A 15,911-nucleotide genomic window follows, 5' to 3' on the forward strand; every position below is an offset into this window, starting at 1 on the left:
ATAAACTTCTTAAAACGTATCATAAATTATTAATGTAAATTTTACACTTAATACTAAGGTTGCAAAAAAAAGAATTTCTGACAATCAATTTTAATAAGATCATGATGAAAGGCAGTTCTTTTATATTTCGTCCTCAGTTTTATATCAAAATGACAAGTCAAAGGTAGAAACATTTTTAAAAGAGAATTGATCTAAGGATTATTATTTCGCGTTCAAGATTCAAAATTTTTTAAATTTTGTTACAAATACCACTGTCAAAAGGTTTTTTGTCGATTTTTTTTGGTTTTTACATTTTCATATTCTAAAGAACTCTGTATTTATGTTGGTTTTTAAGATCTAATTGCGAAATCCATTTTTTGCAACCAGTTGTTTTGATGTTTTTATTTTTTTATGTGGCTTTTTTTTATTTAAATTTACAAATGTTAAACAAACACTTATAATTTAAAAAACCAAAAGCATTGAAAAATAAGCTATGTCTTATTTCTAAAACCAAAAAACTAAAAAACCATGAAAAAGCTATCACTGATATTGTTTACTGCGCTTTGCATTCAAAACATATCTGCACAGAAAGAGTCCGTAATTATTTCAGTAAAAAATGATGCTTCGGCGCCAACTATAAATAGAAATATATATGGTCACTTCGCAGAACATTTGGGACATTGTATTTACGGAGGATTTTTTGTTGGAGATACGTCTAAAATTCCAAATACAAATGGAGTCAGAAATGATATTGTAAAAGCACTAAAAGATTTAAAAATTCCAAATTTAAGATGGCCAGGCGGATGTTTTGCCGATACATACCACTGGAAAGATGGAATAGGTCCGAAAGAACAGCGCCCAACGATTGTAAACCAATGGTGGGGAGGTGTTACGGAAGACAATAGTTTCGGGACACACGATTTTTTAAATATGTGCGAATTGCTTGGAGCAGAACCGTATTTATCCGGAAATGTTGGAAGCGGAACAGTTCAGGAATTAGCAGACTGGGTGCAATACACCAATTTCGGAGGAAAAAGCCCAATGAGTGATCTTCGCAAGAAAAACGGAAGAACCGAGCCTTGGAAAGTAAAATACTGGGGAATAGGAAATGAAGCTTGGGGATGCGGAGGAAATATGACTGCAGATTATTATGCAAACGAATATAAAAAGTTTGCCACTTTTATGTCTGATTGGGGAAATACAGGCGGAATTACAAGAATTGCGTCTGGAGCCAACAGTTCCGATTATAATTGGACAGAAGTTTTAATGAAAAACATTCCTTTAAATATGCTTGGCGGTGTTGGTGTTCACCATTATGCAGTAATCAATTGGGAGAAAAAAGGTTCGGATGTTGATTTTACCGAAAAAGAATATTTTTTAACGATGCAGTCTGCCTTGAAAATGGAAGAATTAGTGACAAAACATGCTGCCGTTATGGATAAATATGATCCAGAAAAAAAAGTAGCCATGATTGTTGACGAGTGGGGCGGCTGGTATGATGTTCAAAAAGGAACAAACCCAGGATTTTTATATCAGCAGAATACGATGAGAGATGCAGTTTTGGCTGGGGCGACTTTAAATATTTTCAATAACCACGCAGATCGTGTTCGTATGGCAAACTTAGCCCAATGTGTTAATGTGCTCCAAGCGGTAATCTTAACAGACAAAGCAAAAATGATCACGACGCCGACCTATCATGTGATGAAAATGTACAGCGTGCATCAGGATGCCAAATTATTGCCAATAGATTTTAAATCGCCTTCTTATGTTTTTGAGGGACAAAGTATCCCAGCAGTTTCGGCTTCAGCTTCAAAAGATCAGAACGGTTCTGTTCATATTTCGCTGGTAAATATTGACCCAGTAAATAAGAACAAAATAGAAATTGATGTAAAAGATCTTGGTGTAAAAGGTTTTTCAGGAAGTGTAATCACTGCTTCAAAACTTCAGGATTATAATTCTTTCGAAAATCCAAATAAAATTGTCCCAGTTGCTTTTAAAGGTTTTGAAAATAAAAAAGGGAAACTTGAAATAACATTGCCTCCTTATTCTGTGTTGGTTTTAGAAGGAAAGTAATTGATGAAAATCTTAAAATCTGTTCGGAAAAAAGAACGGATTTTACAGCTTAAGCAAACAAAATGCAATTTTTAAAACAATTGACTTTTGTTTTAGGATGAAATAATCGCAATATTATAAATGTGTCATTAACATTTATTTTCTGATTTAGTGCTAAAATGCTGTTTTAATGCATTTATAGCAAAAATTAATTATGCATTTTCAATTAAGTGTTTTTTGTACACTTATAAAATATTTATGTCTATATTTGTCAATATTTTAAAATAAAATACGAATGAAAAATTATGTAATAGGATTGGACTACGGAACAGATTCTGTTCGCGCGGTGCTGATTGATACTGAGAATGGACAGGAGCTGGCATCGAATGTTTCTCATTACAAAAGATGGAAAAACAAACAATATTGTGACGCCTCTATAAATCAGTTTCGCCAGCATCCTTTAGATCATATCGAAGGATTGGAAATTACGATACAGAATGTTGTCAAAGAAAGTAAAGTCGATCCGTCATTGGTTCGTGGAATCTGTATTGATACAACAGGATCTTCTCCTGTTCCGGTTACAAAAGACGGAACACCATTAGCCCTGACAAAAGGTTTTGAGGAAAATCCAAACGCGATGATGGTGTTGTGGAAAGATCATACAGCAATAAACGAAGCAAACGAAATCAACGAACTGGCAGTAAGTTGGGGTGGAGAAGACGTTACGAAATATGTGGGCGGAATTTATTCTTCTGAATGGTTTTGGGCAAAAATCCTTCACATTGCAAGACAAGATGAAGCGGTTAAAAATGCTGCACATACTTGGATGGAACACTGCGATTTAATGACCTATTTATTAATTGAAGATAAAGATTTAAAAACTTTCAAAAGAAGCCGTTGCGCTGCAGGTCATAAAGCCATGTGGCATACAGACTGGAACGGATTACCGCCAGTTGAATTCTTAGAAAAATTACATCCATACTTAGCAGAGCTTCGCGGCAACTTATACGATGAAACCTATACATCAGATTTGGTTGCTGGAAAATTAAGCCAAGAATGGGCAGATCGTTTAGGACTTTCAACTGAAACTGTTGTGGCTGTTGGAACTTTCGACGCGCATTCGGGTGCAGTTGGAGCTAAAATTGAAGAAAATACTTTAGTTCGTGTTATGGGAACTTCAACTTGCGATATCCTAGTGGGTTCTTATGATGAGGTTGGAACAAAAACCGTTCGCGGAATTTGCGGACAAGTTGATGGTTCTGTTATTCCAGGTTTTATCGGTTTAGAAGCAGGACAATCTGCTTTTGGCGATTTATTGGCTTGGTACAAAGAACTATTAATGTGGCCAACAGAGCATTTATTACAAACTTCTTCTGTTTTAAATGATGCTCAAAAAGAACAATTAAGAGAAGAATTCAGCGATAAGTTAATCGTAGAATTGACGAAAGAAGCGGAGAAAATTCCAGTTTCTGAAAGTCTTCCAATTGCTTTAGACTGGATTAATGGAAGAAGAACTCCAGATGCGAACCAAGAAGTAAAAAGTGCTATCTCTAACCTTTCTTTAGGAACAAAAGCACCACATATTTTCAAAGCTTTAGTAAACGCAATTTGTTTTGGAGCGAAGAAAATTGTAGATCGTTTTGAAGAAGAAGGTGTAAAAATCGACAGCGTTATCGGAATTGGCGGTGTTGCTCGTAAATCACCTTTTATCATGCAGACTTTGGCAAATGTTTTAAACAAGCCGATTAAAATTGAGGCTTCAGACCAAACTCCAGCTTTAGGTGCGGCAATTTACGCAGCCGTTGCAGCCGGAATTTATCCAAACGTAATCGAAGCAAGCCAAAAAATCGGAAGTGATTTTGATGGAGAATATTTCCCTCAGACAGACAAAGTTGAAGCCTATCACAAACTGCTTTTAGGGTACGAAAAACTAAGTGCTTTTGCAGATCCAAACCTTAAAATATCGCAACATGAGCTCTCTTTATAAAGATTTAAAACAAGAGTGTTATGAAGCCAACATGCAACTAAATGCATTGAATTTGGTGGTATACACTTTTGGGAACGTAAGTGCCGTTGACCGAAAAAATGGTGTTTTTGCTATAAAACCAAGCGGTGTCCCTTACGAAGATTTAAAACCGGAAGATATCGTAATTGTCGATTTTGACAATAATGTTATAGAAGGAAATCTGCGTCCGTCGTCAGATACCAAAACGCACGCCTATTTATACAAACATTGGCCAAATATTGGAGGCGTTGCGCATACTCACGCAACTTATTCTGTGGCTTGGGCGCAATCTCAATTGGATATTCCGATTTTCGGAACCACACACGCGGATCACCTAACGGCTGATATTCCATGCGCACCGCCAATGGCAGATTCTTTAATTGAAGGAAATTATGAACACAATACTGGAATTCAGATTCTGGATTGTTTCAAAGAAAAAAATCTTTCTTATGAAGAAGTAGAAATGATCCTTATTGGAAATCACGGTCCCTTTGCCTGGGGAAAAAACGCAGCAAAAGCAGTTTACAATAGTAAGGTTTTAGAAGTCGTGGCAGAAATGGCTTATCTGACTTTGCAAATAAATCCAAATGCACCAAGATTAAAAGATTCATTAATAAAGAAACATTACAATCGTAAACACGGAAAAGATTCGTATTACGGGCAGTAAAATAATTTTAGATTTTAGAGTGCAGATTTTAGATTAAAGAAAATAGAATAAAGAAAATAGAATAAAGAACATAGAGAAAAGACTTTCGTTAATCGTGAATTTTTAGATAAAGAAAAACGATTTGACGGTTAAACAAATAAACGATTAAACAAAATGATTGATATATCTCAAAAAGAAGTATGGTTTGTAGTAGGCAGCCAAGAATTATACGGTGAAGAAACGCTTAGAAAAGTAGCAGAACATTCGCAAATTATTGCAAAAGGATTAGATGCTTCGTCTTCAATTCCAGTAAAAGTAGTTTATAAAGATGTGGTGAAATCGCCTTCGCAAATTTTAGATGTTTGTTTGGCTGCAAATTCAGCTAAAAACTGTATCGGAATTATTGCTTGGATGCACACTTTCTCACCGGCAAAAATGTGGATTGGCGGATTAAATATCCTTAAAAAACCATTATGCCATTTACACACGCAATACAATGCCGAAATTCCGTGGGGAAGCATTGACATGGATTTCATGAACTTGAACCAATCGGCTCACGGAGATCGTGAATTCGGTTTCATTATGTCTCGTTTACGTAAAAAACGTAAAGTTGTGGTTGGGCACTGGGAAGACGAGAGAGTTCAGAAAAAATTAGGCATCTGGTCAAGAGTTGCTCTTGGATGGGACGAACTTCAAAATCTAAAAGTTGCTCGTATTGGAGACAATATGCGTGAAGTTGCCGTTACAGAAGGTGATAAAGTTGAGGCACAAATTCGTTTTGGCGTTTCGGTAAATGGATACGATTCTTCGGATGTGACTAAACATATAGAGAAAGTAACGGACAAACAATTAGCTGATTTATTAGCCGTTTATGAGTCTTCTTATAACTTGACAGATTCTTTAAAAGAAGGCGGCGCTCAAAGAAGTTCTTTGGTTGAAGCGGCAAAAATCGAATTAGGTTTAAGAGCTTTCCTTGAAGAAGGAGGTTTTGGAGCTTTCACAGATACATTCGAAAATCTTGGTGCTTGGAAACAATTGCCAGGAATTGCAACACAAAGATTAATGGCCGATGGTTATGGTTTTGGTGGAGAAGGAGACTGGAAAACAGCTGCAATGGTTAGAGCTTTAAAAGTGATGTGTGTTGGTCTTGAAGGCGGAACTTCTTTCATGGAAGATTACACATACCATTTCACACCTCAAAAATCATATGTTTTAGGTTCTCACATGTTGGAAATCTGTCCATCAATTGCTGACGGGAAACCTTCTTGCGAAGTGCATCCTTTAGGAATTGGCGGAAAAGAAGATCCAGCTCGTTTGGTATTTAATTCACCTGCAGGAGATGCCATCAATGTTTCTTTGGTTGATATGGGAACTCGTTTCCGTTTAATTGTAAACGAAGTTGAAGCAGTAAAACCAATGGCAGAATTACCAAAACTTCCAGTTGCACGCGTTCTTTGGGATTGCAAACCAAATCTTGAAGTTGCGGCAACAGCTTGGATTTTGGCTGGTGGAGCACACCACACGGTTTACAGCCAGTCTTTAACAACAGAATATATGGAAGATTTTGCCGATATTGCCGGAATCGAATTGTTGGTTATTGATGAAAAAACTACGATAAGAGAGTTTAAAGATAAAATCAATGCCAACGAAGCATACTATCATTTGTTTCAGCACGGACTTTAAATTAGTCAAAAGTCTAATGTCATAAAGTCTTAAAGATTTAGTTACTTTGAGGAATTGACTTTAAGACTTTCGACTTTGAGACTTTACTAACTTAAAAAACTATCATTTATGAATGTATTAAAACGTTCCCTTTTCATACTAAGCATGCTAGGTATTGCTACAGTTACAGTTCAATGCAAAAGCGATAAAAAAATGGATAACACTACAGTTTCTTCAGATAAAAAAGCAGAAGTTACAATCGAAAAATCAGAATACGGAACAACAGCCAAAGGCGAAAAAGTGGAGAGCTATAAACTGAAAAACCAAAATGGGATGGAAGTGGACATAATCACTTTTGGAGGAAGAATTACCGATTTGAAAGTGCCCAATAAAGCTGGCGTTTCAGAAAATGTTGTACTAGGATTTAATTCTTTGGCACAATATGAAAAAGAAAATCCATTTTTTGGAGCTTTGATTGGAAGATTCGGAAATCGTATTGCTAAAGGAAAATTTACTTTAGATGGAAAAGAATATCAGTTAGCTATCAACAATGCGCCAAATGCTTTACACGGCGGTCCGCAAGGATTCTTCAATGTAGTTTGGAAAGCCGATGAGGTTAAATCTGGTGAAACGGCTTCTTTAAAATTATCTTATGTAAGTAAAGATATGGAAGAAGGTTATCCGGGAACTTTGAAAGTTTTTGTGACTTACACATTGACAAAAGATAATCAGTTGGAAGTTTTATACGAAGCAACAACTGATAAGAAAACAGTTGTAAACTTAACACAGCATTCTTATTTCAATTTATCTGGAGATTTTACCAAAACCATCTTAGATCATGAATTGACTTTAAATGCTGATAAATTAGTTCCAGTTGATGCTGATTTAATTCCTACAGGAAAATTAGATGATGTTGCAGGTACTCCTTTCGATTTCAGAACTCCAAAATTAATTGGAAAAGACATCAATGCTAAAAATGATCAGTTAGAAAAAGGAAAAGGTTACGACCATTGCTGGGTATTGAACAATCCTGAAAAAGGGAAAACAATCATTGCAAAAGTATATCACGCAGCAAGCGGAAGAGTTATGGAAATGACAACAGACGAACCTGGAATTCAGTTTTACTCTGGAAATTTCCTTGATGGAACATTGCCAATGCCCAACGGAGGAACTTTTGCACACAGAACAGGATTATGTTTAGAAACAGAACATTATCCAGATTCTCCAAACCAAAAAAACTTCCCAACAACGGTTCTAAACCCAGGAGAAAATTATAAAACGAAAACAACCTTTAAGTTTTCAGTTCAAAAATAATTTTTAGAATTTGTTAATTAATTTTCTAAAGACCTCGAAAGGAAATGCTTTCGAGGTTTTTTTATTTAAGTTTTTCTACCACGACCCGAATGATATTGAACAGGCGAAGCAATTCACGAATTTCTTAGTAATTAGTATTGATTTTAATTAGTGAAATTAAAAAAGCAGCGTTTTAAAGCGATTCAATTTGCGTAAATTCGTGAATTGCTTCGCCTGTTCAATATCATTCGGGTCGTGGCAAAAAATAATAATTATTTATGACCTTCAAACATATATTCAAAGCAGAAGTAAATTGGGCCTCACAAAAAAATGCAGTTGATTCTTCTAAAAGATTCTATAGCAAAACCCATCAAATTAAAATTGAAGGAAAACCAGTTTTAGATGTTTCAGCGGCAAAAGCCTTCAAAGGTGATCCAGAATTATACAATCCCGAAGATTTACTGTTAAGCAGTTTAGTTTCCTGCCATATGATGTCCTATTTATACGTCTGTTCTCAAAACGGAATAGAAGTTTTAGAATATTCAGACAATGCAGAAGCAACATTAGAAGTAAATCCGGACGGGAGTGGACGTTTTATTGAAGCAAAATTATATCCAAAAGTAAAAATCTCAAATTCGGATAAAATTGAATTGGCTTTAGAACTGCATCAAAAAGCAAATGAGTTGTGTTTTATTGCTAATTCCTGCAATTTTCCTGTTTTGCATGAGGCGAGTTGTGAGGTTTGAACCATATAAGTGATATAAGTTCAATCAATAAAAACTGAATTATACGCAAAGTTATATTTACTTACAGGTCTTATATGGTTTAAAAAAAGACATAAAAAAACCTCTTCCGTTAAGAAGAGGTTTTTAAGTACCCTTTACAGTTGAATTGTCGAACTTGTTTATTGAGGATTTGAAGAAATTATCGTTTGCATATCAGAAACTAAATAAACAATTAAGGGATATTATGCCTTTTTAAATTGTATTATAATCAATTTTATTAAAGCGAATTGTTTCATTTTTAAGATTTGACCAATCAAAATCATAAAGTTCAGAGTCACTCCAATCATCAGGCCAGTCAACAATTAAGAAATTACCAATACCGAAGCCTCCTCCAAAATAAGAATCTGTATTTACTCCAAGACTTTGGTTGCCTGGATTAAAATCTTCAGTTCTAAATTGAGAAGAGAGTAGTACACATAAACCCGCATAAGCATCAATTAAATTACTGAAATTAGCAATTTCAAAATTATGAACCCTATCATGTTTAGACTTGTTGTAAGCTTGATACCATGGTAAAGGTCTGTTTTGTTTCCATTCGTAAAAAGGTTTTCTAATATTTGTGGTTCCTTTCCAAAAAGGAAGTTTGATTGAATAATCATCTAAATGATGAGTTTTATTTACAATAGCAAAATCATTTATGTTCCAACTATTTTCTTGACGGATTACATTATATCTATCCACTGGATTAAAGATGTTTTCTCGCAATATTGCTTTGAAATTTGCTTCAACTTCAATACAAATTCTGATTAACAATTCATGTATTCTGAAAGAATATGTTGAATTGTTAATGTCTGAAGGCTCAACAAATTCAAACAATTTAATTATATCTTCTTGAATAATTGAAAAAGCTCTTGTGTAATATTCTGGATTGTCAGAATAAGAATGGTCTACAATATAAGCCCAGCTACTATATCCCGAGTTAGGGCTTTGCTTTAAAGGGCGATAATTTCTGTGGAAAGGCTTATTTAAACTCATTTTTTAGATTTTTAAATTTTATTCTTTATAATTAACTTTAATTCGTCCACAGAATAATACTTTCCAATATTATTTTTTCTATGAAGCATCCTATGACAATTAGAACAAACAATTGCTAGGTCTTCGACCTTCGTAATTCTAATTCCTCCAGTTGCTATTGGATTTTTATGATGACATTCTATAAATCCTTCTCCTAAATGTGGGTATTCATCTGCGAAATTGAACGAGCATACTTCACAATACAATTTATTAAGTAGACTAGCTTGATTTTTGGCTTTTATTATAATATCTGCATTTCTTTCTTTATATTTATGAAGTTTGAGTTTTGTTTTCTCACTACCTTCTTCCACTCCATTCTCGTAGAAATCAATTTGTTCAAATTCTATATTTGACAAATTTTCTAATAAGTGAGTGTCAATTTCAAATAAGTTACTGATGAATTCCTGTTTTTGTAAAATAGTTAAGTCTCTATTCTTGTTTTCAATAGTATCTATTTTACAAATTTGACCTCGATTACATTTATATAAACTCCATTCATTATTGATAGGGTTTGAATTTCTTGGTTTTCCAACAACCCCCACTAATCTTACATAAGGATGTAATGTATTATCTATTTTATCAATATGATTGTCTAGTGGAGTAATTAAATGTGTCATATACCATCCAGCGGGATATTCCGAAGTTTGTAACATTGATTGAAATAGCACAATTATTTCTCCAGGTTTAGCTTTTAAGTAATTTGTTGGATACCATTTGGGGTTTTTGGAGAAATTTAATAAGAATGTGTCTCCCAGATTATAGTTTGTATATGCCCAAGCTTTACCATTATCTCTTGTTACACTTTTAATCCATTTTACATTTAAGGGGTTTAGCATTTTATTAAAATTAGAAGGTAAATGTATTAATGAGTATTCAATTCGGTTTAATTGTTTGCGATTCTTATGTGCGTTTAATTTTCTGGATTTTCTGTTATGTTAGTTTTTTTGTGTTGATGCTCCGAATTACTTTTTTGAACAGAATTTCCAAGTTCTTTAAGTTTGTCATTATATAGACAATCTTCGTATTTTGAAATCCAATTTGTTAAAAGCCTACAATGTATTTCTAATATTTTATTTGAATCGCAATTACAATTTTCGGTGCCTTCATATATTGCATAAATCACGCCACGAGGAGGACAACTATCACAAATATTTGGAATTGGAGAAATTACAATTGAATAATCTTTATCATTTAATCTTAGCTGTTTACAAATGTATTTACTAAATAAAATGGATTCACTTATTGCGGATATCAAATGGAATTTGAATTCTTTTTCTTTAGAATTAAAATCATACTCAAAATCTCCAAAATATTTGCTGAAGTTTAAATCATCTTTAAAATTAAAGTTCTGAACGGATTCACTAGGGATGTTTTCTGTAAATGTTAGAATATCATTAAGATAAACACCATTGGTAAAATTTAATTTATCAACTTCAAGAAAATAATTAGTCCTATTTATAAAGTCATTTAATATATTTGAAAGACTTTCTTTAAGGTCTTCTCTACAAATTGCGTCGTCAATTGCATCATAAGATACAGGACAAGTATTAGTGTTTAGTGACATTATTGAATGGTCAATAAATTCAAAAACTTTTTTTTGTCTATTATGGTGTTTTGTTAAAACTTCTAAATCTTCTTTTGCTGTTAAATGTTCTAAAATTGATATTGGAAAATTCTTTTGATTAATTAGAAATTTATATTCCAGATAAATATAAATTGTGAGCAGGAATAAAAACAATAAAAGTATCATGAAGGTAGCTTTAGAAATTTCAAAGTCAGTAATTAAAGCACCTAATAAAGCACCTCCGAAAAGGAGAACTATTGATTTAAATAAGCTTTGAATTACCAAATCTTTCTTGTCAAAATTGAAATACAATTCTAATTTATTGTATAATTCATTCATAAATATTGATTTTTAAATTGGAATAATGTTATAATTATTTAATCTGACAAATGATGTTAAATGAAAGGTTGTATTAAATATATTTTTTAGTTTCTTCGTGCCAACAAGTTAAACAGACCCATATTTCTTCATCTCCTAAATCTTCGTCTTCAAGTAAGTATTTTACATTGCCTTTACAATCTTCTTTAATACAATCTTCTCGTATGACTCCAAAATCTGTTTGACAAATTATACAAGACATATCTGTTGAGTTTGGTTCATTTGGATTCAAAAATGCCCACTTACTATCGGGTCTAAAAATTCCTTCTTCAGTTATTTCTTCACCTTTTTCAATACAAAAAGGGCATAAATATTCCCGTGCAGTTATATTAACAGAAAAATGTTTTTTTAATTCTTTTTTTCCTAGAAAAGCGTTCAGATACTCCATCCTCATATATTGATTACAATCTTGCCATTCTACATGAGAATCATCATGGTCAAATCCAGGGTGTTGATAAAACTTACTTAATACAGAATCCCAAAAACTATCTTTACCTAATAGGTATGTAAATGAATTTAAAATTAATTTTAGGACATATTCTGGGGTTAAACTTTCAGTTCCTAGCCCATGAACTATTTTATTTCGTTTAACTCTTATTTCTTCATAATGGATTGGGAAATTTTCATGTATGTCTTTTAAACTTACGCAAGCATAAAATGTTTTTAATAAATCATCACCACCAATTGTATTAAAATCAGAAAAAGACTCATCTCCACTATTAGGTAGAGTTTTCCAATCACTTCTTTTTCTATCAATTAACAGTAGTGGGGATTTTTTACAAATTTCAGATTTAAGTAATCCTTCAATTCCTTGATGAATTAGTACCATAGAAGTTCTTAAAACAATTTGATTGTAATTCCAGATTTTATCACGAGGAGTTTCTGGACTTAAGGTATTGTCTACATTGCAAATATTGTCATAGGCCTGAAGTAAACATTCGATGCCCATATTTTTATATTCACCTGAATTTGGTATATCTTTTATCACCTGATATAATGTCTTTTAATTGGCTACAATATAAACATATTCTTGATAAAATTTTATTAATTTTAGAGCCTAATTAATTTCTAAGAATGATAAAAACTGAATTCGGAACATTTGATGGAGACAAGTGGGAATATATTTGTCAAATCTGTTTTAAACAAAATTTTAGAGAAGAAGTTTATATCGAAGTTAAAGCTACACCTGGAGATTATGGAATTGAGGGTTTTACAAGGACTGGTAAAGTTTTTCAATGTTATTGTCCAGATGAAACATATTCAAGCTCTGATTTATATGAAAAGCACAGGGATAAGATAACTAAAGATTTGAAAAAGCTTAAAACTTATGAGAAACAGTTAAAGACTTTTTTAGGAGATACTAAAATCAATAAATGGTATTTTGTTACTCCTCTTCATAGTAAGAATGACATAGTTGCGCATTGTACATCAAAGAGAGATGAAGTTAAATCTTGGCAGTTGTCTATTGTTGATAATGAAAATTTTGAAATTATTTTCGAAGACATTAATTTTCTTCACCCCCACTTAACACTAGCTTTAGATTCTACTAACCAAAAAATTAATTTATCTCCTAATGATGAAATTACAGAAGGAGAGAAGTTGAAATGGAAAGATAGTGAAATATCATTGGTGGAGAATGCTCAGAGAAAACATTTATCAAGGTTTGATAGCAGTGCAAATAATGTTGATGAAAGAGTAGATATATTAACTGAAAAAACAATTGCATCTTTTTTAGGTGGAAATATTTTATTGAGGACTTGGGAAAACCAATATCCAACCGAATATGAGAAATTTTTAGCAATTGTTAGTCTAGTTGAAAATGAAGTAGTTGAAAAATGTATGTTTCCTGTGAAAGATAAAAATCAATTATATTTTAGCTTTAGAGATTTAGTTACTGAGAAACTTAATGCTACATTTCCAAAATTAGAGCAGGAAATGATTATTAATCTAACAAATCAAGTAATGGCAGACTGGATTTTGAGATGTCCAATAAATTTTGAATAATTATGAGTGATTTTGAAATTAAAAGTTTGAAATTTTCTAAAAAGCCAATTTCTATTCCTGCAGATTATAGGCCAATGTATAAAATTGCTCAAATTGTAATGATTTTAAGTATTACGTGTACTGGAAATAAGTCTAGTTTATTGAAATTACATCTATTGAGTTGGGCTTTAAAAAATGATAAAAATAAAGATGAAGTATTAGAACTGATTAAGAATAATTATGTTGAGGAAATGACAGTATGGGGTATAGAGCCTGCGCTTAATAGAGCGTTATTGTTTTGTGTAGCAGAAGATATTTGTAAAATTGAAGGAGGTAAGTATTTGTTAACAGAAAAAGGCAAAGGCTTTTTTAAACTTATAAAAAAAAATGATGTTTTTAATGAAGAATTAGAATTTTTGAATTTTGTAGGGAAAAGAAAAATAACGGATAATAGAATAGAATCTATTTCAAATAAATGGTCATTATTCAATGTTGAAAATTAATAAAATAAAGTTTGAAATAAATACAATTTCTGGATTGTATGGTTCGCAATATGAGTTTGTTGAAGGGTTAAATATTATTAGAGCCAATAATACAAGTGGTAAAAGTAGTCTCTTTCAAGCCATAACTTATTGTTTGGGATTTGAAGAGATTATCGGAGGAAAGAATGAAAAGACAATGCAATCAGTTTTTAGAGACCAAGTAGAATTTCCTGAAGGTTCTTTTCATCAAGTAATTCAGTCCTTTGTTTATCTTGAAATTGAAAATGAGAAACAAGAGGTTATCACTATAAAACGAAGTGTAGCTAGCAATTCGGGTAGAAAACCACAACTTGTAGATGTTTATTTTGGTAAATATATTGATGAAAATGAAGGTAATATTATTGATTTTAAACCGATGTATATTCACGACAAAGGTGGTGCAACGGATGAAATTTATGGCTTTCATTTATTTTTGGAAAACTTTTTAAGTTGGAATCTTCCTAATGTTTTAACTAATTCTGGGGATTCCAGAAAGCTTTATATACAACAGATAGCATCAACTTTTATGATTGAGCAAAAATCAGGCTGGTCTGATTTTTTTGCAACAATGCCATATTACAGTTTAACAAATAAAGAAGCTCGAGCAATCGAATTTTTATTAAAATTGGATGTAACAGAAAATAAAAAGAGAAAACAAAGAATTGCTTTTACAAAAAGATTAATTGAAGAAAAATGGATATCATTGAATAATCAATTCTTTAGACATGCTGAAAAAGGCGGAGGAAAAATAATTGGTATTGAACAAAAACCTATTATAATAAACGATTATAATAAAATTAATGTTTTGTTGACCAAAGACGAAGTTGATTATTCAATCTCCGATTACATTGACTTACAAATCAAAGAATTAAAAGAAACAGAAAATAAATCTATTTATTCTGTGGGTCAAAATATTTCCAATGATGAATCTCAATTAGAGAAATTAAATCTTTTTATAAACAAACTATCGTTAAATTTTGAATTATTATCGACGGAATTAAATTTTGATGTAGATAAACTTCGTAGTTATAGAACTCAGTTAGATTTACTTAAGGATGATTTGCGAAAAAATAAGGGAGCATTAAAAGTTAAAAATCTAGGCTCAGATTTTAATTTAAAAGTTGCTAATGATAGCTGTCCAACTTGTAATCAGGATTTAAAGGATTCGCTATTGCCTTTGGAGGTAGAACAAATTCCAATGCGCTTGGATGAAAATATTGATTTTATCGATGCTCAAATAAAAATGATTTCGGTTTATATTGATGGTCAGAAGAGAACAATCAGAGAGAAAGAAAAAAAGATGGATGTTTATAGGTCAAAGTTGTCAGAAGCTAGAGCCAATGTAAGACAAATTAAAAAGGAATTAATTTCGGATGAAAGACTTCCATCCATTATTGAAATTGAAAATCGTCTTAACCTAAAAAAAAGAATAGAGTTTTATAGTAAATATCTGGAAGATTTCAATCTTTTAGTAGAAGATTTAAAAAAACTTTCTAAAGAATGGGAAAAAATTATCTCAGACGAAAATGGATTGCCTAGAAATTATTTCTCAAGTTTAGACAATGAAAAATTAAACTTTTTAGAACAGAATTTCAAAATTTTACTTAAGGAATTTAGCTATACGAGCCAACAAAGTGAGGTAATTCATTTGTCTAAGGAAAACTATTTACCTGTTATACGTAAACCATTTGGTGATGAAACAAAAGATTATGATATAAGATTCGATTCGTCTGGAAGTGACTTCATTAGATGTATTTGGGCTTACACATTTAGTTTGTTAAATACTTCTATAAAATTCAATGGTAACCATCCAAGATTGATTATGATGGATGAGCCAAAACAACAGGATGCCGCAATTGAAAGTTTTCATAATTTTTTAAAAAATATATCTCAACACAAAGATTCTCAAATATTAATTTTTGCTTCTTTTGAAAATTCTGACGAAGCATTCGCAACAGCAACAAAAGATATTGATTTTAACTTAATAAAAATTGATGGGAAATTAATTCAACCTATCTCAAGATAATAT

The 15,911-nt window shown here is 32.1% G+C and carries 13 protein-coding genes; 9 read left to right on the top strand and 4 right to left on the bottom strand.

The features are described 5' to 3' along the window. Positions 1 to 507: 507 nt before the first annotated feature. From FF52_RS12465 to FF52_RS12490, 6 genes are all read left to right on the top strand, one after another. Positions 508 to 2,052 (top strand): alpha-N-arabinofuranosidase, encoded by a 1,545-nt coding sequence (locus tag FF52_RS12465; protein ID WP_008465937.1) that lies wholly within the window; start codon positions 508 to 510, stop codon positions 2,050 to 2,052. 274 nt (positions 2,053 to 2,326) lie between these two features. Next, complete coding sequence (locus tag FF52_RS12470) at positions 2,327 to 4,018, top strand: ribulokinase (protein ID WP_008465938.1); 1,692 nt, start codon at positions 2,327 to 2,329, stop codon at positions 4,016 to 4,018. Further along, entirely contained in the window at positions 4,002 to 4,703 is a 702-nt protein-coding gene (locus tag FF52_RS12475) for an L-ribulose-5-phosphate 4-epimerase (RefSeq protein ID WP_008465939.1), read from the top strand. The genes FF52_RS12470 and FF52_RS12475 overlap by 17 nt, the downstream gene beginning before the upstream one ends. Positions 4,704 to 4,856: 153 nt before the next feature. After that, complete coding sequence (gene araA / locus FF52_RS12480) at positions 4,857 to 6,365, top strand: L-arabinose isomerase (RefSeq protein ID WP_008465940.1); 1,509 nt, start codon at positions 4,857 to 4,859, stop codon at positions 6,363 to 6,365. A 108-nt stretch (positions 6,366 to 6,473) separates the two neighbouring features. After that, positions 6,474 to 7,658, top strand: coding sequence for an aldose epimerase family protein (locus FF52_RS12485; RefSeq protein WP_035691472.1), 1,185 nt, complete (start codon positions 6,474 to 6,476; stop codon positions 7,656 to 7,658). Between the two features lie 257 nt (positions 7,659 to 7,915). After that, complete coding sequence (locus tag FF52_RS12490) at positions 7,916 to 8,383, top strand: OsmC family protein (protein ID WP_008465942.1); 468 nt, start codon at positions 7,916 to 7,918, stop codon at positions 8,381 to 8,383. Between the two features lie 231 nt (positions 8,384 to 8,614). Here the strand turns inward: FF52_RS12490 and FF52_RS12495 are convergent, their stop codons facing one another. The 4 genes from FF52_RS12495 to FF52_RS12510 all read right to left on the bottom strand — a co-directional run bounded on the left by FF52_RS12495 (position 8,615) and on the right by FF52_RS12510 (position 12,366). Continuing rightward, positions 8,615 to 9,397 carry a hypothetical protein gene (locus tag FF52_RS12495; protein WP_008465943.1) on the bottom strand — a complete coding sequence of 261 codons (783 nt, stop codon included), beginning with the start codon at positions 9,395 to 9,397 and terminating at the stop codon, positions 8,615 to 8,617. Between the two features lie 11 nt (positions 9,398 to 9,408). Next, the gene (locus FF52_RS23180; protein ID WP_008465944.1) at positions 9,409 to 10,272 is read right to left on the bottom strand and encodes an HNH endonuclease; all 864 of its coding nucleotides are present in this window, start codon (positions 10,270 to 10,272) and stop codon (positions 9,409 to 9,411) included. A gap of 74 nt (positions 10,273 to 10,346) precedes the next feature. Beyond that, positions 10,347 to 11,339: a hypothetical protein gene (locus FF52_RS12505; RefSeq protein WP_008465945.1), complete on the bottom strand. Its 993-nt coding sequence runs from the start codon at positions 11,337 to 11,339 to the stop codon at positions 10,347 to 10,349. A gap of 73 nt (positions 11,340 to 11,412) precedes the next feature. Next, positions 11,413 to 12,366 (bottom strand): hypothetical protein, encoded by a 954-nt coding sequence (locus FF52_RS12510; RefSeq protein ID WP_035691475.1) that lies wholly within the window; start codon positions 12,364 to 12,366, stop codon positions 11,413 to 11,415. A gap of 86 nt (positions 12,367 to 12,452) precedes the next feature. Here FF52_RS12510 and FF52_RS12515 point away from each other — a divergent pair, with 86 nt between their 5' ends. From FF52_RS12515 to FF52_RS12525, 3 genes are read left to right on the top strand one after another with little or no spacing between them, the layout of a single operon-like run. Beyond that, a complete protein-coding gene (locus FF52_RS12515) occupies positions 12,453 to 13,382 on the top strand; it encodes a hypothetical protein (protein WP_008465947.1) in 930 nt (309 codons plus the stop codon). Between the two features lie 2 nt (positions 13,383 to 13,384). Continuing rightward, positions 13,385 to 13,864, top strand: a complete 480-nt coding sequence (locus FF52_RS12520; protein WP_008465948.1) for a hypothetical protein — start codon at positions 13,385 to 13,387, stop codon at positions 13,862 to 13,864. After that, entirely contained in the window at positions 13,851 to 15,908 is a 2,058-nt protein-coding gene (locus FF52_RS12525; protein WP_008465955.1) for an ATP-binding protein, read from the top strand. Before FF52_RS12520 ends, FF52_RS12525 begins: the two co-directional genes overlap by 14 nt. The last annotated feature ends 3 nt before the right edge of the window (positions 15,909 to 15,911 follow it).

Source organism: Flavobacterium sp. F52 (genome assembly GCF_000278705.1).
Classification (GTDB): Bacteria; Bacteroidota; Bacteroidia; order Flavobacteriales; family Flavobacteriaceae; genus Flavobacterium; species Flavobacterium anhuiense.

What these genes read in the sequence shown, in the direction of transcription:
- FF52_RS12465 (WP_008465937.1), top strand. Translation starts at nt 508, where the DNA reads ATGAAAAAGCTATCACTGATATTGTTTACTGCGCTTTGCATTCAAAAC.
- FF52_RS12470 (WP_008465938.1), top strand. Translation starts at nt 2,327, where the DNA reads ATGAAAAATTATGTAATAGGATTGGACTACGGAACAGATTCTGTTCGC.
- FF52_RS12475 (WP_008465939.1), top strand. Translation starts at nt 4,002, where the DNA reads ATGAGCTCTCTTTATAAAGATTTAAAACAAGAGTGTTATGAAGCCAAC.
- araA (WP_008465940.1), top strand. Translation starts at nt 4,857, where the DNA reads ATGATTGATATATCTCAAAAAGAAGTATGGTTTGTAGTAGGCAGCCAA.
- FF52_RS12485 (WP_035691472.1), top strand. Translation starts at nt 6,474, where the DNA reads ATGAATGTATTAAAACGTTCCCTTTTCATACTAAGCATGCTAGGTATT.
- FF52_RS12490 (WP_008465942.1), top strand. Translation starts at nt 7,916, where the DNA reads ATGACCTTCAAACATATATTCAAAGCAGAAGTAAATTGGGCCTCACAA.
- FF52_RS12495 (WP_008465943.1), bottom strand. Translation starts at nt 9,397, where the DNA reads ATGAGTTTAAATAAGCCTTTCCACAGAAATTATCGCCCTTTAAAGCAA.
- FF52_RS23180 (WP_008465944.1), bottom strand. Translation starts at nt 10,272, where the DNA reads ATGCTAAACCCCTTAAATGTAAAATGGATTAAAAGTGTAACAAGAGAT.
- FF52_RS12505 (WP_008465945.1), bottom strand. Translation starts at nt 11,339, where the DNA reads ATGAATGAATTATACAATAAATTAGAATTGTATTTCAATTTTGACAAG.
- FF52_RS12515 (WP_008465947.1), top strand. Translation starts at nt 12,453, where the DNA reads ATGATAAAAACTGAATTCGGAACATTTGATGGAGACAAGTGGGAATAT.
- FF52_RS12520 (WP_008465948.1), top strand. Translation starts at nt 13,385, where the DNA reads ATGAGTGATTTTGAAATTAAAAGTTTGAAATTTTCTAAAAAGCCAATT.
- FF52_RS12525 (WP_008465955.1), top strand. Translation starts at nt 13,851, where the DNA reads ATGTTGAAAATTAATAAAATAAAGTTTGAAATAAATACAATTTCTGGA.